This window comes from Microcoleus sp. PH2017_35_SFW_U_B, from assembly GCF_020737865.1.
GTDB lineage: Bacteria > Cyanobacteriota > Cyanobacteriia > Cyanobacteriales > Microcoleaceae > Microcoleus.
In genome coordinates, this window is the sequence record NZ_JAEQDE010000028.1 from 138,551 (window position 1) to 158,893 (window position 20,343).

A 20,343-nucleotide genomic window follows, 5' to 3' on the forward strand; every position below is an offset into this window, starting at 1 on the left:
TAACAAAAATGCCGTCATACATAAGGGGTTAAACCCCTTTATACAAGCCCATAAACCTAGTCACTGGCATCGTTATATTTTAGTTGCTATTCCTAAACTCACCTATTATATTTCTATAAGGTTCACTTAGCGCTAATGTCCGAAAATTAGGTACGTTGTTGCGCTTGAGCGCTCTAGTTGATACATGAGAGCGCTCAAGCGCAACAACGTACCTTTCTTTAATGTGAAACTTGCATCCATGACTGATGTAGCAAAACCCTTGAAAAAGGGTATTGCCAATAATCGAAAGACGAAAATATAGAATAATTTTTAACTATCAAATTTTCAGAAAAATTATACCTGCTACCTTCTCCTTATTAAATTTTCTGCTGAATAGGAATCTCAATCACGAAATCCGCTCCCTTACCTCGTGCTGAAATACAAGTTAAGCTCCCCTGATGTTTTTCCACCACAATTTGATAGCTAATAGCTAACCCCAAACCAGTACCCGATCCCACAGGTTTCGTAGTAAAGAAAGGATCGAAAATTTTTCGACATACTTCCTCAGTCATCCCCGCTCCATTGTCCGCAATAGATATCTCCACTTTATTACGGTTTACGACTCTGGTGCGAATGCAAATTTTTCCTTTATTATGCGTCACAAATTCTTTTTTCTGTGCAGCTACTGTGGGACAAACCGCAAATGACTCTTCAATCGCATCAATCGCATTGTTGAGTATATTCATAAATACTTGGTTCAAAAAGCCGGGGTAACACTCTACCCTAGGCAATTTTCCATACTCTTTAACAATTTCAATACCTAATTTTGAGGTGCTGGCTTGTAGCTGATTTTGTAACAGCAGCAGAGTGCTATCGATCCCTTCATGGATATCTACTGGTTTCATTTGAGCCTCATCCAAGCGCGAGAAATTCCGTAGCGACAAGATAATCTGGCGAATGCGCTCTGCCCCTACCTGCATCGAATCAATCAATCTAGGAAAATCTGAAATTATGAATTCGATATCAATATCTTCTGCATAGTTTTGAATCTCAGGAGTTGCATTAGGCAATTGCTGCTGGTAAAGATTCAGCAACCCCAGCAAGTGATCGACATAGTCACTAGAGTGGGTAAGATTGCCATAGATAAAGTTAATCGGGTTATTAATTTCGTGAGCTATACCACCAACCAATTGCCCCAGACTTGACATTTTTTCAGTCTGAATTAGTTGAGTCTGTGTCGCTTGCAATTCCTGTAAAGCAAGTTCAAGCTCAACTGCTTGTTCTCTCAAAAGTCTATTTTTTTCTTGTAACTCCAGCGTCCTTGCTTCGACTTTCTGTTCCAGCCTTTGGTTGTAATCGTCTAATTGCTCGTTGGCTGTTTTCAATTTTTGAGTTGCGGCTTCCAATTTACCATAGAGCATCGCATTTTTAAGGGAGATAGCTATCTGTGAAGAAAGTATCTTCAACAATTCCAGCCTCTCCGTTGTAAAGGCACCTACTGTCAGATTATTTTCTAAATAAATAATTCCAATTAGTTTGCCTTGATTAATAAGAGGCATAGACAAGATTGACTTCGGCTTGGTTTTGATGATGTAAGGATCGTTGATAAATATTCCTGAAACTGCTGCATCATTTAATGCGATATTTTCTTTGGCAATGCGAACATAATTAATCATAGAAACAGGAAGATTGTCACTTGTTTCAAATGGTGAGTCTGAATACAATACAACCGCATCACTATCCACAACACCTGTAGCTTCTATCAAAAGCTTTCCATCTTTTTCTAGAATCAGGCAGCTACTTGTAGCTCCGGCATTTTCCATCACAATTTTAAGTAACTTATTCAGCAACTTATCCAGCACTATTTCCTCAGCCAAGGCTAGAGATGCTTTGTTGACAGTAGACAAATCCAATACCGCCGAATTTCCTCCTGCGACCGATGTTGTTGTCCTATTAATCTCTAGGCCTATGGATTCTCGCTTTAGAATCTCGGAAAATACCAAAGGATATCTAGACTCTAAATCTTTAACTTTGGCATTGGCTCCCCAACGAATATATCCATAGTAAGCCTGTGTCAGATAAATTTGAGCAAACTTGTCTCTGCCCAGGGATAAATAAAACTCTGCCGCTAGTTCTGAAGCTAGTGCTTCTTCCTGAATGTATCCTTGTTCTTTAGCTCCCGTTATAGCTCGGTCATAATAGTCCATTGATTCTACAATTTGCCCTTGAATCCTTGCTTTTTCGGCCTCCACAAGTTCGTACTTATGCTGGAAGTTAAAGGGGGCATGGAATGCCCATTTCTGCATTTGTTGTTGATTAGCTTCTACCAAGCTCATATATTGTTGTTGTTCGGCCTGAGAAACTTGAGGATAAACAGCGAGTAGAGCAAGGGAATAATAGAAGTTATGAGGAGCAGAAACTACCATACCCATGACGTTACCTGCGTGTTCTGCGCCTAAACTGGCGCTGGCAATAGCATTCTTAGGTTCTTTAAATAGATAAGAAAGAATTGTTTTGGCAAGATAGGAAACATATAGCAAAGTTCGATTGTTACTTTCAATAAAAACAGGCAGCATTTGTGTTTCATTAAAACTTTCGCCAATCAACTGACATTTTTCTCCACTTCTATCTTCAAGATTTAGCGTCATTTGGTGGAATATTTTGATGTAGTAGATTGAATAGTCTTGTTTTAGCTTGATTGCCAAATCAAGATATTGTCTTTGCTTATGATCTACAATGTCTAATCGCTCCCCCGTCAAAAATATGCTCGCGCAATAAACAGTAATACAATAACCAGCATATTCTATATCTCCAGTTTCCAGTCCACTTTGTAGCCCAGATAGTAAGGGTAACAACGCTTCTTTACTATGCGCTTTCCAATGTATAACCAAACCATAAAATATTTGATGTACTTTACATATAAGCGAGTTCGCATTAAATTTATCCAACAACTTTAAAGCCAAGTTGCCTGCATGATATCCGGCATCTATATCCCCGATTGCCGAACACAGTATTACACTATAAGAAACATACGCAACAGCACTAAGAGGGGAGTTGCCGTGTTCCAGGCAGATTTTAACCAAGCTCACTATAAGCAGGGGCAAAATTTCGGGATTAGCAGCGACAGCAGGAGAAACAAGGGATGTCATTATCCTTAAAGCCGCTATTTTGTAGGGGTCTGTCATTTCTGGGATATTTTCTAAGTCGCTGAGCTTTGGTAACTCAAAAACAAAACCCCCGTCGCCCACTTCATTTGACAAGGAAACACCCAGCATATCCAATACTTGCAGACCCGTATCAATGGCTTTTAACATCTGATTTTGAGCCATATAAAACTGGATTTGGAGCTCGTATACCTTCACTCTTTCGAGCAGAGTGTTTGCTTTTTGCAAAACAACTTCAGCCAGGGTTGCTGACCTTTCGTAATTGGTATTAAGATATTCCGCTTCTACGGCTTCTACATAGAGTGATAGTGTCAGATTGTAGTTGGTCTGCCAACTGTTTTCTGCTAAGAGTTTTAACCCTACTCTTAGTTGTGTGACAGCAGCTTCATAAGCTGACGCTGCTTTGGCTTTCCGACCAGCTATTAAATTTAAGTGAGCCAGGTTATATTTTTCTTCTTGCTCGGTAAGGAATTCCACTCCGACATTTAGCTGGTTAACAATATCAAAGATATTGTCTTCTAGGATGTCTGGATTCATATTCTGTAACAAGAGTTGACCAATTTTCAGGTGCGTAGCTTTTTGCTGCTCAGTAGGAATCAGAGAATATGCTGCTTGCTGCACTCGGTCATGCAAAAATCTGTAGGAAACTTTGTAATTATTAATTTCTAATTGGGTTCCTTGAGTATTGGCTACTACCAAGGACTCATTACTCTGGCACAGTAACGGTATTTTGCAAGCACTTTCTCCCAAAGGCAAAATTAGACCAGTCTGAAGCCCCTCCCATAAAGCAGATGCCGTTTCTGATATAGATTTTTCATTGACTATTGCCAAAACATCCAAATCAAATCGATTCCCAATACAAGCTGCTAACTTTAAAACTTTCTGGGTATCTGAAGGTAGTTTTTCAATGTTTCTGGCGATGAGTTCTACGACATTATAATCGGCGATTCCTACAGTTTGAATCTGTCCCATGTCCCACTGCCATCTGCCAATGCTGAAGTCGAATGTCAACAGCTTTTCTGCGTAAAGGGTAGTGAGTAGCTGAGTTAAGAAAAAGGGATTTCCTTGAGTTTTATTGAAAACTAGCTCAGCTAGTAATTGCCATCTTTGTGTTTCATATCCATCGTTTCCTACAAGTAAACTTTCTTCCTCAAGTTGTTCTTGTTGATCGAACAAGCAAGTCAGAGGAGATGCTGCTGATAAGAAGCTTTCACCCAAAGTATCAGCAACTAATTGACTGACGGTATTAAATGTCAACGGTTGAAGGATGATATTATTGACGATCGATCCAGATGAATAAATACTATCTAAGGTCTGCATTAACGGATGAGCTGGGCTGACTTCGTTATTTCGATATGCTCCAATCACGAATAAATATTTGCTATCTCGGTCAGTTAGCAGCACATGAATCAATTTCAAAGAAGCAGAATCTGCCCACTGCAAATCATCTAAAAATAATACTAGGGGATGTGCTTTTTGGGTAAAAATATGAATGAATTGTTGAAAAACATGATTGAAACGGTTTTGTGATTCGCTTGCCCCTAGTTGAGTAACTTCGGGTTGCTCGCCAACAATTAATTGTAATTCGGGAATAACGTCAATTATGACTCTAGTATTTTGACCTAAATTATTTAAAATCTCCTGTTTCCAAAAATTTATTTTTTCAGAACTTTCTGTTAACAATTGTCGAATTAGTTCTTCAAAAGCTTGAATCAAGGCTCCATAGGGAATATTGCGTTTAAATTGATCGAACTTACCAGCGATAAAATAACCCCTTGCTCTGACAATGGGTTTGTGGATTTCATAAACTAAGCATGATTTACCTATTCCTGAGTAACCGGAAACTAGCATCATCTCGGCTGTTCCAGCACTAACTCTATCAAAAGCATCCATTAGATTGGCTACTTGCGTTTCTCGTCCGTACAGTTTTTGGGGGATCAGAAAATGACCTGATTTATCACACTTGCCCGGAATAAAGTTACAATTTTTTCCACTTTGCTGCAATTGATTTAGACATTGTTCTAGATCGGCCTTGAGGCCATAACCACTTTGATATCTATCTTCAGCAGTCTTGGCTATTAATTTCATCACAATGTCAGAAATTGCTTTGAGAATCTCGCCATTTTGAATTTGAGATTTGGAGTGATTGCTGCTAATTTCTACTTGCCTATTTTGCTCTTTTGCACATATAATCTTCCAGGGCGATACAGGCTGTTTAGCGATATGGCAGTGAACTAATTCCATTGGATCTGTAGCTTTAAATGGCACTTCACCGCACATCATTTCATAGAATGTGATACCTAAAGAGTAGAAGTCTGTGCGGTAGTCAATTGAGCGATTCATCCGCCCAGTTTGCTCTGGTGACATATAGGCAATTGTGCCTTCTAGTAAATTGGGATGGCTGAGTGTTTGGGTCGATCTAGACAATCGCGTAGCAATACTAAAGTCAGTAATTTTTACTTGGAGGGTGGCAGGATGGATGATGATATTTGTTGGTTTAATATCTTTATGAATAATTTGGTTGTCATGCAGCTTACCCAGAGTATCTGCTAACTGAATAGCGATTGATAAAAAATCTTTTAGTTTAAGCTTGTGAATGCTCAAAAAGTTTTTGAGTGCTTCTCCTTTTGAATCTTCTAATATCAATGCCAGACCATTGCGATGATTTTCTAATCCGTAGGGCTTGACAATACCTTCTAAATTGAGATTTCTAGAGAGTTCGTATTCATGTCTCAATTGCATAATCTCTTCGAGATTAGGATATTCTGCTCTCAAAATTTTGATGATTACAGCTTGTCGATCTTGCTTCCTCTGAGCCCGATAAACTACTGTATTCAAACCTTGGTTAATTTTTTCTATTAATTGGTAGTTAATCTTAATACTCATAAGCATTTAGTTAAATTAAATCTAGTGAGTGAATTATGTTATAATATACCACAGTCAATCTAAAAGTGTGCTTTTTTACACAATATCTGAGAGCTTTTTGGGAGCTTTTTGGGAGTTTTTTGGTTGACTATGTTTGTGATACAAATTATCTTAACGTACTTGGGGTCTGATTAGAATCCGTAATTTCCACATGATTTTCATTTTATTGCTACTACCAAAAGCGATCGCAAGTTTTGCCACCCTCTAAATACCAATAAAAAATTAGGATTGTTTATTGTATAGTTGGTTCGCTCAAACCTGATGTTCTTTTCGTCTGAACAAGTAAGCAAATTGGTATTCCTAAATTCGCGGTATAATTAGAGAACAAAATTAGGCGTTCCTGATTTGGAGTATGATTTGCCTCGGAAATGAGCGAGTAGGGGCAATTCATGAATTGCCCCTACTCGCTCATTTCCGAGATTGCCTAAGCGACTGAATCATACCTAAATTCAGCAACGCCCATAATTTTTTGATGGATAGGGAAACGGCTGATTAACGTTGATAAACGTAGTCTGAAGCCCTAGGGTGCCGATACATAAAAAATCTTCAATAAAAATCGACTTTTTGAGCAGCGATGCACCTGAAAAATAGTTGAGTAAACACACTTAAAACTAATTTTTTAGTATCAAAAATTGACACTAATTACGCATTTTAGATCGAGTAAACAGGTTTTTCCCCAAAAGTTGTGCCTCTAGAGAATAATTTTTGTAAAAAAATCCGGTTTCAGACCACCAGTGCGTAAGTCCTAATTGAGAGAAATGATATTAGTTAAGCCACCCCTGACATGGTGCGTTGCTACTATATGGTTCGATTTGCTCGACATATTGTTGATGGCGGCGCACCCTAGGACTTACTACGAGCGGGTAAATTAAGACTTAATAAAAAAACCCGCACTGGCGGGTTTTTTTATGCGGGAAATTAGCTCGAAGTTTGCTTAAAGCGATCGATAAACGCGATAATTGATCTCGGGGAAGATGTTGTCTATCTCCTGAACCTTCTCCAACCAGCCGGAATCGACTTTGCCTTCTTTGACTTCATCGTACAGCTTGTGGAAGCGCATTAAGTGCGATCGCGTCCGCCGCACTGCATAGGGCACCATCGTCCCTGTACGCATGATAAACGCCCAGTCAGACGATTGAGCTAACAACACTTCCCGCGCAGCCTGATTCAAAGCCCGCAACTGCAACTCATCCTCTGCTTCCATGTTTCCCAATTCAATCATCCGTTCCGCGGCTTTGTGCAAGTGCGGGTAAATCCAAGCATTGGTATCGTTTAGCCAATATTCGTGGAAACCCCGGAAACCCCAGCTAGACTGGGACGGACGGCATACTTGCTGAGTCGGATTTCCGCGCAAATAATCGGCTAAGTGCGTCATTTCGTAGGTATTTTGGTCGTACCAACTCTTGCGGAACAGGTAGTCTAAGAACCAAGGCCCTTCGTACCACCAGTGACCGAAAAGTTCGGCGTCGTAAGGTGAAACGATAATCGGAGGACGCTGCATGATGCCGTTGAGGTGCTCGACTTGGCGTTCGCGATTAAAGGCAAAGTTGCTGGCGTGTTCGGCTGCTTTTTCCCGCGCCCAATACGGATCGTATAACTGTTTGTCGCCTAAACCCAATCCGCGACCGGTGATTTTGTGATATTTAATCCCGGTGTTTTTGCGCTGGCCGTTGGGCATGATGTAGGGTTTGATGTAGTCGTATTCGGCTTCCCAACCTAAATCTTTGTAAAATTCGCGGTATTCGGCGGCGCCCGGATAGCCGACTTCGGATGACCAAACTTGCTGGGATGATTCGTGATCCCGACCGAATGCTGCTACTCCGCATTCGGTGAAAATTGGGGCGTAGCTACCGTAGCGGGGACGCGGGCGGGCGTAGAGGATGCCGTGACCGTCTGTGAGGAAGTAGCGGAGGCCGGCGTCGGCTAACATCCTCTCTAAGCCTTCGTAGTAGGCGCATTCGGGCAGCCAAATGCCTTTTGGGCGGCGGCCGAAGTTTTGTTCGTAGCTTTCGCAGGCTACTTGTATTTGCGCCCAAACTGCTTCGGGGTACATTTTCATCAGCGGTAGGTAGCCGTGGGTGGCCCCGCAGGTCATGATTTCAAGGTTGTTGCTGTCTTGAAATTGTTTGAAGGCTTTGACTAAATCTCGATCGAACTTTTCCCAATAATTCCGAACTTGGGAGAAGTGGGCGGTGTAATGTTCGGCTAAGTACCTAACGTGACCGTTGTCGCTGTTGTGTTCAATTTCGAGTTCGGCTAGTTCTTCGAGTTTTGCTAAGTGGTCGTCGAAACGGTCTTGCAGCAAGGGGTCGCGCAGCATGGCTACCAAGGGCGGTGTCATGCTCATGGTAATTTTAAAGTCGATGCCGTCGCGCTTTAGCCCTTCAAAGACTTGCAGCAGGGGAATGTAGGTTTCGGCGATCGCCTCAAACAGCCATTCTTCTTCTAAAACGTAGTCGCTTTCGGGGTGGCGGACAAAGGGCAGGTGGGCGTGGAGAACGAGGGCGAGGTAGCCAATAGCCATAATGATTTGGATGACGCCAGTTAGGGACAGCTTTAAAATATTTTAAGATTTTATGCCGAAATGGGATCCACAAAGTTCAGTGTTTTTTTAATGACCTTTGTGTGACAGACTAAATCTTCGCAAATTCTAATTTTGTGCTTGCTGCTGGATTAAGACTGCTGCTGTTTGAGAGTCTACTGGCTTTGAGAAAAAGAATCCCTGGGCGAACTCGCATTTTAATCCTTTGAGTATCGATAGTTGCGAGGCTTCTTCGACTCCTTCTGCTACTACATCCATTCCTAAATTGTGGGATAAAGTCACGATCGATCGCACAATTTCTGTGGGGTCGATGCCTCCTTTGCCGAGGTCGAAGTCGCCTCCCATCCTGCTGACAAAGGATCGGTCTATTTTTAAGGTATTGGTGGGGAAGCGGTGCAGGTAGGAGAGTGATGAATAGCCGGTGCCGAAGTCGTCGATGCACAGGTGTATGTTTCGGGCTCTAAGCTGCACCAGCATGGCTGTGACTGATTCGGAATTTTCTATGAGTACGCTTTCGGTAATTTCTAGCTTTAAACTGTTGCCGTCGAGGTGACTTTCTTCGAGAACTCGATCGATATATTCGATTAAATCTGGCTGAGAAAACTGTTTGACTGACAGGTTGACGCTGACGCTTAAGGGCGGGTTATTTTGAAATAGCTGCTGCCACTGGCGGATTTGCTGGCAAGCTGTGCGGAGTACCCAGCGGCCCAGCGGTACGATCAATCCGGTTTCTTCGGCTATGGGAATAAATTCGTTGGGCGAAACTAAGCCTCGTTCAGGATGCTGCCACCGCACCAGGGCCTCAAAACCGATAATTGTGTTATGGGCGATCGACATAATCGGCTGGTAGTGAATGATAAACTGGGGTGTTGGGGATAAGGGAGGTAAGCCCGATCGGGCTGATTGCGGAGAGTCTTCTTCTCTAGCGGGGTCTCTAATTGATTCGATCGCCCGTCGCAGGTCATTTTCTAACTGCAACAGCTTCAAAGCGTGGGCGTGCATGGAACTATTGAAAACTTCGTGTCGGGCTCTGCCGAGTTCTTTGGCGCGGTACATGGCTGTATCGGCGTCGCGTAGCAGGCTTGTCGGTTCCTCGTATTCGCCGGAGCTCAATGCAATGCCGATGCTGGCGGTGATAAAGACTTCGTGTCCGTCTAGCAGGATGGGGGAGGTGATTGTCTTTTGCAAGCGGTTGACTATGTTGGTAGCTTCATTTACGCCGTCGATGTCTTCGAGTAACAGCACAAATTCGTCTCCTCCGAGGCGGGCCACTGTATCTCCGACTCTGAGACAAGCTGTTAGACGCTGCGCGATCGCAACTAGCAGTTGATCGCCGATCGCATGGCCGAGGGAATCGTTGACTACTTTAAATCGATCTAAATCGAGAAACAGCACGGCAAATAAGTAGTCTTTGCGCCGTTTTGCTAGCCTCAGAGCGTGTTCCAGCCGATCGCTAAATAGCGATCGGTTGGGCAATCCGGTAAGGGCATCGTGAAAAGCGTCGTGCAGCAATTGTGCTTCGGCGAGTTTGCGCTGAGTGATGTCGTGGCAGTTGATCACGATGCCCTTGACTGCCGGATCGTGCAGTAAATTTGTGGCTACAGCTTCTACATAACACCAGGAACCGTTGCGGTGGAGCACTCTATACTCCAGGGGGCACTGGCTTGTTTTGGGGTTTTCAATGGCTTTGTGGAGGGTTTGGGCGATCGCGGCGCAGTCGTCGGGATGAACAGTCCCTAGGGCGCTGCGCCCGATCGCCTGGTGGGGCGCGTAGCCTAAAATTCGCTTGACGGAAGGGCTGATGTAGCGGAATATGCCCTCGGCGTCGAGAATGATCGTGATGTCTGTGGCGTTTTCAATCAGCGATCGAAATCGCTGTTCGCTTTGTCTGAGGGCTGATTCTGCCTGTTTGCGTCCGCTGATATCAAGGGCTACTCCGTCTATAATGATGTCCCCGTTTTTGTTTTTGGAAAATCTGGCGCTGTCTTGCACCCACTTGACTTGGCCTGAATTCAACAGGATCCGGTACTGGCGATCGCAGGGCAACAGACTGGCACTCGATGCTGCGACGCTGCTGTCATAGGAACTTTTGTCATCGGGATGGATGATTTTGGTCAACTGTTCGGGGTACGCCATTGCTTCTTCTGGCCCGATCCCAGTAAGTTCGCGCACCCCCGGACTAATGTAGGGCATGGAGGTTGTGCCGTCTGGATGCAGCACGGCGCGGTAGACTGAACCGGGAATGTTGGCTGCCATTGTGGCTAGCTGTTGCTGGATGCCGCGGACTTCGGCTTCAGCGCGTTTGCGTTCTGCGAGTTCGGTTTGGGCTTGTTGGTAGAGTTCGGCTTGGTGGATTGCGATCGCACATTGATCTGCGATCGCTTTGAGTAGCGACAGTTCTTCGGCGCTCCAATAGCGATCGCGATCGCACTGATAGATACTAATTCCTCCCAAAAATGACTGACGGTAAAGCAGCGGTGCGATCGTGACGGTGCGAAACCCTACAAACTCTGCTGATGCTTGCAGGGACGGGCACAGGCCCGATAACTCTTCGATGACGACGGCTTCTCCTGCCGCGAGTTCGGTTTGGTAGTGTTGGGCAAATGTGCAATTTAGCCCGATGAGTCCTTGTTTCTCTGCGGCTTTGCTGATATGGCGGACTACAATCCTGCCTTCAGCATCTGGCTGCAAGATCGCGCAGCCGCTGATTTCGAGAGATTCGTGCAGTTGATCTGCGGTAGTTTGCAGCACTTCGTCGAGTACCAGGGTTTCGCGCATGGCTTGGATGATGCGGTTGACGATCGCCTCACGAGTCGCTTGCCGCTGAATTTGGGCGATCGCGAATTGTTGCTGGCGGCGCATTTTGTATTCTTGGAGCGATCGTTCTAATACTGTTGGCAGCCTAAACAGCCGCCCTTTTAATACAAAATCGTTCATGCCGGCTTTGATGCACTCAACTGCCGCTTCTTCTCCCAAACTTCCCGTTACTAAAATAAATGGTATTTCTTGCCCTAATTCCTGCATTAATTTCAACACTTCTAAACCGTTAAACCCAGGGAGGCGGTAATCTGACAGCACTGCGTCGTACTTGCAATTGTGGATCAGTTGTCTGCATTCTGTTGCTGTTTCGGCAGTATCGTAGTTAAAATTTACTCCCCCCGCTTCTAACGCGAGCACTATTAATTCCAGATCTTCCGCCATGTCTTCGACAATCAACAATTTTAACGTTGATTCTGATACTGTTTTTAGTAAATAGTTTGTCTGAGTTCTATCTAACATACGGTATTGTGGAGTATTAAATTTGTTGTTCGTTTTTGGGCTAGATTTCATTTATTAAATTGAGTATAGTTAAGTTTGTATCACTGTTTTTAGTTAGATTTTTAATGCTTTAGCAATATTAATGATGTTTTGATGACATTGATTTAGCACGTGCAACGGAGGGCTGGCAGAACCGACTGTTACTTATTGAACTGTATAATAGTTTTCAATTATAAATTAAGAACTACTATAGCATCGAAGGCGAAGAGTGACGTATGTCTGGTAATAGGTAATGAATAATGTGCCAGAAAGCTTTTGAACAGCAAGCTTTTCGGTGATTGCCGATTACCTTTTTCCCGATTACCCAAGCGTACCCGATCTTTCTGAGAACTGCTATATACTGGTCACTTGCGAATCTACATTGCTGTTTGAGATTGTTTGCCTAGTTTAAAGTAGAACGTGGCTCCTTGACTAGGTATGCTTTCTGCCCAAATCGTGCCGCCGTGGCGGTGAATAATCCGCCCGACGATCGCCAAACCGATCCCCGTACCTTCAAATTCTCTCTGGGAATGCAGCCTCACAAAGGCTCCAAAAAGTCGATCGGCATATTCCATCGGAAAACCCACGCCGTTATCCTTGACAAAAATCGTTCCATCAGGTAAGGAATCAATAACTATTGTAGCCGGAGTGCGTCCGCGGCTGAACTTGACGGCGTTGCTAATCAAGTTGCTGAACACCTGTTGCAGCAAGGTGGGATCTCCCATCACCGTCGGCAAATCTCCGACGGCAAATTCAACGCTGTCGGGAGTTGGGCCCAGATCTCCGGCTGTTCGGGGTTTAGTCAATTTAATCGCAGTTTGCACCAGGCGGGTGAGATCGATCGGAATTTGCACTAACTCGGTGCGGCCCACCCGCGAAAGAGCGAGTAAACCGTCAATCAACAAACTCATTTTTTGGCTGCTATCATCAATCACTTCCATGTAGTGAACGATTTTAGGATCGTTCAAGATTTCAGTTGATTCTAAGCGTTGTTTCAAAGCATTAACAAAACCTGAAATATGGCGTAAAGGAGCGCGGAGATCGTGGGAAACAGAATAGCAAAAAGATTCTAATTCTTGATTAGCAGCCTCTAATTGCTCAGTGCGTTTCGACAAAGCTTGTTTTGTCTCAACCAACTCAGTGATATCGCGAGAAGTGCCAATTAAAGCATAAACCTCGCCATCGAGATTCCTGAGAGGAATTTTAAAAGTGTCGAAGTAAACAGTATCGCCGGACAATACAAATTTTTCTTGCAAGTGTAGAGTTTCACCTGATTCAAATACCAGCAAGTTTTCACGCACAAATTTTGTGACAACTTCAGGGGAAAAACACTCAGACACGGTTTTTCCTTGCATTTCTTTTCGGCTGTTGAACCCTGCCATTTTTGCCAAAGGTTGATTGACAAAAACCTGACGCATATCTTCGCGTTCTACAACAAAAATGTGATCGGGTAAAGCATCAAAAAAAGTTTCAAGTTCGGCGGTACGCTGGGCAACTTGAACTTCTAAAGTTTCGTAGAGCTGTTTGAGTTCTGCTTCGGCTCGTTTGCGATCGCTGATATCTTGACCGATGCCGATGTGTCGGCCGTCGGAGAGACGAATATTTGCCCAAGTAGTGTCAATTATTCGCCCGTCTCTAACTGTTGTTTTGAAGTCTTTCCAGTTCTCAGTTGCTGCTTGGATTTCATCCAAAACGTATTGGCGGTATTCTGCCTGCGGGTAGCATTCGGCAAAGATATCGTAGTTTTTGAGTTCTGCAAAACTCCAGCCCAGCACTTTTTCCCAGTAGCGGTTTACCCACTCTATTTCACCGCTATGTCCCAAGAATGATAGCATGACTGGCACGTTGTCGAAGATTGTTTGCAGCACTTCGTTTTGCTCTTTTAAGGATTCTTCGGCTTGTTTGCGTTGCGTAGCTGCCGCCACGGCATCGCTGATGTCGAGTATCGAACCGATAATTTGCTGAATTTGTCCCCCTGGGGTTCTTTTGAAAATTGTCGATCGATCGTGCACCCACCGCCATTCGCCGTTTTTGTGTTTGATTCTGTAGTCAGTGTCATTTGTAGCGTGAGGGTTGGTGCTGTTTTCCAGCAACTGCATACTTGCACTTAACTTGTGCAGATCCTCGGGGTGAACTAAGCTAGAAATAGCTTCTGTACCCAACTCTTGCATTTCTTGGGGAGTGTAGCCCAGGATGGCTGTGACGGCTGCATTGGCATAGATATTTTGCTGTGCTTCTGTGTCGTAAATGTACAGAAAGTTCGGGAGGGTTGTAACAATGCTTTCTAAAAGTTGTTGCTGTTTTTGCAGCTCTAATTCAGCTTGTTTGCGCTGTGTCAAATCCAGCACAAAACTCACCCCAACTTCCTGGCTTCCTTCTAAAAATGCAGCGCCTAGCAGCACCGGAACGCGGCTGCCGTCCGAGCAGATGTATTCTTTTTCATAGGGAATAGCTGTGGTGGTAACTGTCATTTCTGCAAGTTTTTGTTCGTCTAGGCTGCGGTACTTTGGCGGTGTCATTTTTAGCCAGCTAATTTTTTTTTCAAGCAAATCGTGTCTTGTGTATTTTACTAGGTTTAAAAAAGCTTGATTTGCGTCGGTAATCTGACCATTAATTTCCCAAAAAAAGATGCCGATAATATTAGAGTTAACTACGCGCCTAAACCTAGCTTCGCTTTGACGCAACTGAGCTTCGACTTGTTTGATTTCTGTGATGTCCCGGGTGATGCTTAAAACTGTTTCTACTGAATTGTCCTCAGCAAATTCGGGAATTACTCGACTTTGATAGTATTTTGTCCCATCGGGAGTGGGAAAGTCAAATTCGATGGTTTCTTGTTTGCCGGTGCGACAAACTTTGACACACGCTTCGTCCCACAGGTTGCAAATGTGGGGGGACATTCCTAATTCTTTGTTGCTTTTGCCGATAAATTCTGAGGGGGGTTTTCCGGTGGCTCGTTCGACTTCTTTGTTGACGTAAAGGTGGCGCAGTTCTCGATCGAACCGCGCTATGATATCGGTAGCATTTTCCGCGAGGGCGCTGAAGGCCTGTTGGCGCTGGCGAAGTTGTTCTTGAGTGCGGTGCTGTTCGGTGATGTCTGTGGCAAAAGACAGAATTGAAACTAATTTTCCTTCTGCATCGATTAGTGCAGAATTGTACCACTCGCAGTAAATTACTGAGCCATCTTTGGTAGAGTTGCGGTTGCGGCAAACGTTGCGGGGTTCTCTGCTGTAAAACATTTGATTTGCCGCAGCGCTGACTTGCTCGAAGTCTTCTGGATAAATTATTGAGCATTCGTGCCAGTATTGGCCGATTATTTCTGCTGCACTCCAGCCAAATATTTGTTCGGCCATTGGCGACCACCGCACTACCCGCAGTTCGCTATCCCACTCTAGAACTGCCATTGGCGAGTTTTCTAGGTGAAATTCCCGCTGCGAGTTGGCTTGTTTTATTTTGGTTTGAAGTTGCTGGCGGAGTTCCTTGGCTGCGACAAAGCGCTCGCTGATTTCCTGTGCGTTTGCGGCGCCGGCTTTGGCTATCTGAGCAATGGTTTCTGCTGTTTGTTTTTCGAGTTCGTTCCAAGCGAGTTCGAGGGCTGATTCCACCTCCTCTAGCTCAGTGATGCTGTTCTGAAACAGTGCGGCACTTTCCACTGGAATTTCAGGCATATTTTTGACAGTTAAGCAAGTGTTAGGTTGAGACTTTTAAATTAAACTTTAACAATTAAAAATGTGTAGTTTATTGTTAAATTATACATTTTTACTTTTTAATTTGTGCGTGGCGCCGATTTTGAGTGGCGGCGGTGCTATTAAAGACGGCAGGTATAGGTTTAGCGTGCAGATCGGCACTTGCGATCGATCGCCCCAAAACTCTCCTCACCCAAGTACGGGCGCACTCTGCTCTGTATATTTTTGCACAGGATTGTGTTCCCGTGGCGTCGAAATAATACTGAGGCAGATCTGTGCGCGAGCCGATCGCGCATCCGTAGTAGAGCATTGGGTGTGCCGATCGCCAGCAAGAGGAGCGCGGCGGGGGAAAACTAACCCAGGGAAGTCAATTATTAGCCACCAGTGGCCCAAATGGTCGATCGATCTTTTTTGCGAACTCTGCCGGTGTGAAGTAAAAACCGTCCCTAGCCGACAAATACTCCCAAGTCGGTTTCGTCAATAAACAGCTAAAATATAATAGACCTCTTGCAAAAATCCTTTTAACCAAATTTTGGGACGGGCTAGAAGCCCATCCCACAAGAAAAAAGATTTTTGTGGGATGGGCTTCTAGCACTGCTGCTACATCAGTTAAAACTCAGTACGAAGCTGTTATCGGTCTCGAAACTCACTGTCAATTGAGTACGAATACTAAAATTTTCTCCAGCTCTTCTACAGAATTTGGTAATGCTCCAAATACTAACATTGACCCAATTTGTATGGGGATGCCTGGAGTGTTGCCAGTATTAAATCAAAAAGTGCTGGAGTATGCAGTGAAGGCAGGGCTAGCTCTTAACTGCGAAATCGCACCTTACAGTAAGTTTGACCGCAAGCAATATTTCTATCCCGATTTGCCAAAAAATTATCAAATTTCTCAGTTCGATTTGCCGATCGCTACTAACGGTTCAATAGAAATTGAACTGGTGGACGAGACGGGCAATTCTACTAGAAAAAAAATCGGAATCACTCGCTTGCACATGGAGGAAGATGCAGGGAAATTGGTTCACGGCGGTAGCGATCGCCTCAGCGGTTCTACTTATTCAATGGTAGATTACAACCGCGCCGGCGTGCCTTTAATCGAAATTGTTTCGGAACCGGATTTGCGAACGGGCGCGGAAGCTGCCGAGTACGGTCAAGAATTGCGCCGGATCGTGCGTTATATCGGTGTCGGCGACGGGAATATGCAGGAAGGTTCCCTGCGCTGCGACGTGAATATTTCGGTGCGCCCCGTTGGCAGAAAAGAGTTCGGCACGAAGGTGGAAATTAAAAATATGAACTCTTTTAATGCGATCGAACGGGCGATCGATTACGAGATCGAGCGGCAAATTCAAGCGATCGAAAATGGCGAAACCATCATCCAAGAAACGCGGCTTTGGGATGAAAACAAGCAGTGTACTTTCAGTATGCGGATTAAGGAAGGTGCGAGCGATTACCGCTATTTCCCGGAACCGGATTTGCCTCCGATCGAAGTTTCGGCAGATCAACTGCACGATTGGAAAGCTCAACTGCCGGAATTGCCAGCAGAAAAACGATACCGCTACGAAACTCAACTAGGTCTTTCTCCCTACGACGCGCGGGTTTTGACTGACGACAAAGCGGTGGCTGAGTATTTTGAAAAGTCGATCGCCGCCGGTGCTGTGGCTAAAGGCGCTGCGAATTGGGTGATGGGCGATATCACTGCTTATCTGAAAAATGAGAAACTGGCGATCGCACAAATTCCTTTCCAACCGCAGGATTTGGCCGAACTGCTGGGGCTAATTGATGCTGGCACGATCAGCGGCAAAATCGCTAAGGATATTTTGCCGGAGTTACTAGCAAACGGCGGTTCGCCTCAGAAGTTGGTTGAAAGCAAGGGTTTGATTCAAATTTCTGATACAGGGGCGATCGATCGCGCGATCGATGCAGTGTTGGCCGCCAATCCCAAGGAGCTCGAACAGTACCGGGCTGGCAAAACTAAGCTGCTGGGCTTTTTCGTCGGCAAGGTGATGAAAGAAACAGGCGGCCGGGCAGATCCCAAATTGACCAATGAGTTGCTGGCAGCCAAGCTTAACAGCCCAGCCTAAGCAGTCGTTAAAGGAGTCGTGTAGCGGATAGAGTGGCGGGCGATCGGTTTTTCCTGAGCCCGTCCTTCCCGCTTCATGGTAACTTTACAATTAAGTATACATTTCTTGACAATATCTTCACATTTAGGGGTATCACCCCTCATGCCTGTTGTGTTATATTCTGTTATGTAGATGCACCCTGATGGCAAGGAGAGTTACTTCCGTAGCTCTCTCTTTTTTTTGTCTTTTTTTTGTGGGACACGGACGTGAAAATACGGATGAGCGGTTTCTGGAAGGTTTCAATCGTGGTATCGTGTAGCGGATAGAGTAGCGGGCAATCGGTTTTTCCTGAGCCCGTCCTTCCCGCTTCATGGTAACTTTACAATTAAGTATACATTTCTTGACAATATCTTCACATTTGGGGGTATCACCCCTCAGTCCTGTCGTGTTATATTGTGTTATGTAGATGCACCCTGATGGCAAAGAGAGTTACTTTCGTAGCTCTCTCTTTTTTTGTCTTTTTTTTTGTGACTACGGTCGTAAAAATACGGATCGCAAGATTCTGGCTGGACCAATACCGAATAATCGCAGCAGGAAAATGCTAAAGACAGTCAGAAATAGACAATAAGAAGCTGGCAATCTTGATATGTAAAGGTTTGAGGCGCTTGGGCTAGCTATACTTCTTCATTAAAATTTTACATAAGATGGTGTCACCCCTCATCCCTAATGTGTTATAGTCTGTTATGTAGATGCACCCTGATGGCAGGGAGAGTTACTTCCGTAGCTCTCTCTTTTTTTTTGTCTTTTTTTGTGGGGCACGGACGTGAAAATACTGATGAGCGGTTTCTGCTTGGAAGAATCCCGAATTGTGGAACCGCGAGGACGCTTGTCACGAAGGAAGATACCTGAAGCAACTGCCAATCTTCAGCCCGCAAGGTTTAAATCGTTGCGCCAGCTATACTTTTTCATCAAAGCCTGACAAACTGGGCTTTGCCCCTCATTCTCAATATGTTATATCATGTTACAGAGATGCACCCTGATGGTCGGGAGAGTTACTGAGGTGACTCTCCTTTTTTTGTCTGAATGGGGAGAATGGGAGAGGGGACAATGGCGAGAGTTGGCCATACTGATTGCCGATTACCCATTAGCAATTACCCATTAGCAATTACCCATTAGCAATTACCCATTAGCAATTACCGCTGGAAGTCGATTAATATCAACTTGAGTTATTAAGTGATTTTGACAGCATGAGCGAACAAGCTAGCGAGCTAATCAAGCAAGGGATTTTGCAATATCAGGCGCACCAATTTGAGGCGGCGCTGGATTCTTGGCAGGAAGCCCTGACGCTGTATCGCTCAATGGACGATAAGCGCCGATCGGGTGCAGCGTTGGGTAATATGGGCGTGGCTTACGAGGCGCTCTTGAATTACGATCGCGCGATCGACTGTTATCAGCAGCATTTGGTGTTAGCGCGGGAAATTGGCGATCGCCGGGGCGAGGCAAATGCTTTGGGAAATCTGGGCAATGCTTGCTGTGCCCTTGAAGATTTTTCTGGTGCTATTGATTACCAGCAGCAGCGTTTGGCGATCGCGCGAGAGACTGGCGACTTTCGCGGAGAGTTGGAAGCTTTGGGCAATTTGGCCCTGGCTTGCGATGCTAATGGAAATTTGCCCGATGCGATCGAGTGTTATCAGCAGCAATTGTCGATGGCGCGCGCCCACCAGGACGATCGCGTTGAGCGCAGTGCTCTCAAGAGTTTGAAGCTGGCTTACAAATATTTAGCCGATTACGAGAAAGCCGACGAGTACCGACAGCAGCAATTGGCGATCGTGCGGGAACTGTTTTTAACCGACAAACATCATGATTTTGTCCAACTTGCAGAAACAGTTGGTTTGAATCCCGTCGAAGATTTTGCCGGAGCTGATTTAAGGAATTTTGACTTGAACTACGCTGATTTGAACGGTGCAGATTTACGCGAAACCAACCTCCAAGGTGCAGATTTGACCTTGGCAGATCTCAGCGGTGCTTTGCTGAGTTCTGCTATTTTAATTGATGCTACTTTGTGCAATGCTAATTTGCGGGATGCTGAACTCAGCAGCGCCAATTTGAGCGGTGCAGATTTGCGAACCAAGCTGCCGAGGGCAAATTTAACCGGTGCAAATTTAACCGGAGCTAATTTGAGCAGTGCTTATTTACCGAATGCAATTTTAGTTAATGCGAATTTGACAAACACTGATTTCAAAAATGCTGACTTGAGCGGTGTTGATTTGAGCGGTGCAAATTTAAACGGTGCAGATTTAAGCCGCGCTGATTTAAAAAATGTGGTAGTGGAGAATGCGAGGTTTGTTGGTTGTTTGGGGATTTCGGAAGGGGTCAAAGTTGAGTTGAGCGCGCGGGGCGGGATTTTCGAGTAAAATAGGAATGTTGGTAATTGTAGAGGGGAATAAAAGCTATGACTGCCGTAACTGCAAAACGATTCTCGATCGCCGAATATGACCGTTTGGCAGAACTGGGATTTTTTGAATCCGATAACCGATTTGAATTGATTCGCGGAGAAATTATCAAAATGGCTGCCAAAGGTAGGCTTCATTCGATTTGTAATACTCTTTTAGTTGAGGAGTTAATCATTTTACTGGCAAGACGCGCTCGCGTGCGCGTACAGGAACCGATTATTTTGTCAGATGATACCGAAC

At 44.7% G+C, this 20,343-nt stretch carries 8 protein-coding genes; 3 read left to right on the forward strand and 5 right to left on the reverse strand.

Going from position 1 to position 20,343, the window contains the following annotated elements; all coding sequences use genetic code 11:
- Positions 1-356 precede the first annotated feature (356 nt).
- The 5 genes from JGK36_RS06510 to JGK36_RS06530 form a co-directional block, all read right to left on the reverse strand.
- Entirely contained in the window at positions 357-6,029 is a 5,673-nt protein-coding gene (locus JGK36_RS06510; protein ID WP_293196955.1) for an ATP-binding sensor histidine kinase, read from the reverse strand.
- A gap of 973 nt (positions 6,030-7,002) precedes the next feature.
- Positions 7,003-8,592, reverse strand: a complete 1,590-nt coding sequence (locus JGK36_RS06515) for a glycoside hydrolase family 57 protein (RefSeq protein ID WP_293179901.1) — start codon at positions 8,590-8,592, stop codon at positions 7,003-7,005.
- Positions 8,593-8,718: 126 nt separating this feature from the next.
- Positions 8,719-11,889 (reverse strand): EAL domain-containing protein, encoded by a 3,171-nt coding sequence (locus JGK36_RS06520; RefSeq protein WP_293179898.1) that lies wholly within the window; start codon positions 11,887-11,889, stop codon positions 8,719-8,721.
- Between the two features lie 395 nt (positions 11,890-12,284).
- A complete protein-coding gene (locus JGK36_RS06525; protein ID WP_293179895.1) occupies positions 12,285-15,572 on the reverse strand; it encodes a PAS domain S-box protein in 3,288 nt (1,095 codons plus the stop codon).
- Positions 15,573-15,663: 91 nt separating this feature from the next.
- Positions 15,664-15,900 carry a hypothetical protein gene (locus tag JGK36_RS06530; RefSeq protein ID WP_293179892.1) on the reverse strand — a complete coding sequence of 79 codons (237 nt, stop codon included), beginning with the start codon at positions 15,898-15,900 and terminating at the stop codon, positions 15,664-15,666.
- A 265-nt stretch (positions 15,901-16,165) separates the two neighbouring features.
- Between JGK36_RS06530 and gatB the strand changes: the two genes are divergently transcribed.
- The 3 genes from gatB to JGK36_RS06545 all read left to right on the forward strand — a co-directional run.
- A complete protein-coding gene (gene gatB, locus JGK36_RS06535; protein WP_293200851.1) occupies positions 16,166-17,671 on the forward strand; it encodes an Asp-tRNA(Asn)/Glu-tRNA(Gln) amidotransferase subunit GatB in 1,506 nt (501 codons plus the stop codon).
- A 1,226-nt stretch (positions 17,672-18,897) separates the two neighbouring features.
- The gene (locus JGK36_RS06540) at positions 18,898-20,064 is read left to right on the forward strand and encodes a pentapeptide repeat-containing protein (protein ID WP_293196956.1); all 1,167 of its coding nucleotides are present in this window, start codon (positions 18,898-18,900) and stop codon (positions 20,062-20,064) included.
- A 38-nt stretch (positions 20,065-20,102) separates the two neighbouring features.
- Positions 20,103-20,343 (forward strand): Uma2 family endonuclease (locus tag JGK36_RS06545; RefSeq protein WP_293196957.1); only part of this gene is annotated, 241 nt, incomplete at its 3' end.

Coding starts and splice junctions, on each gene's coding strand:
- JGK36_RS06525 (WP_293179895.1), bottom strand. CDS start 15,572: ATGCCTGAAATTCCAGTGGAAAGTGCCGCACTGTTTCAGAACAGCATC.
- JGK36_RS06530 (WP_293179892.1), bottom strand. CDS start 15,900: ATGCTCTACTACGGATGCGCGATCGGCTCGCGCACAGATCTGCCTCAG.
- JGK36_RS06540 (WP_293196956.1), top strand. CDS start 18,898: ATGAGCGAACAAGCTAGCGAGCTAATCAAGCAAGGGATTTTGCAATAT.
- JGK36_RS06515 (WP_293179901.1), bottom strand. CDS start 8,592: ATGGCTATTGGCTACCTCGCCCTCGTTCTCCACGCCCACCTGCCCTTT.
- JGK36_RS06520 (WP_293179898.1), bottom strand. CDS start 11,889: ATGTTAGATAGAACTCAGACAAACTATTTACTAAAAACAGTATCAGAA.
- JGK36_RS06510 (WP_293196955.1), bottom strand. CDS start 6,029: ATGAGTATTAAGATTAACTACCAATTAATAGAAAAAATTAACCAAGGT.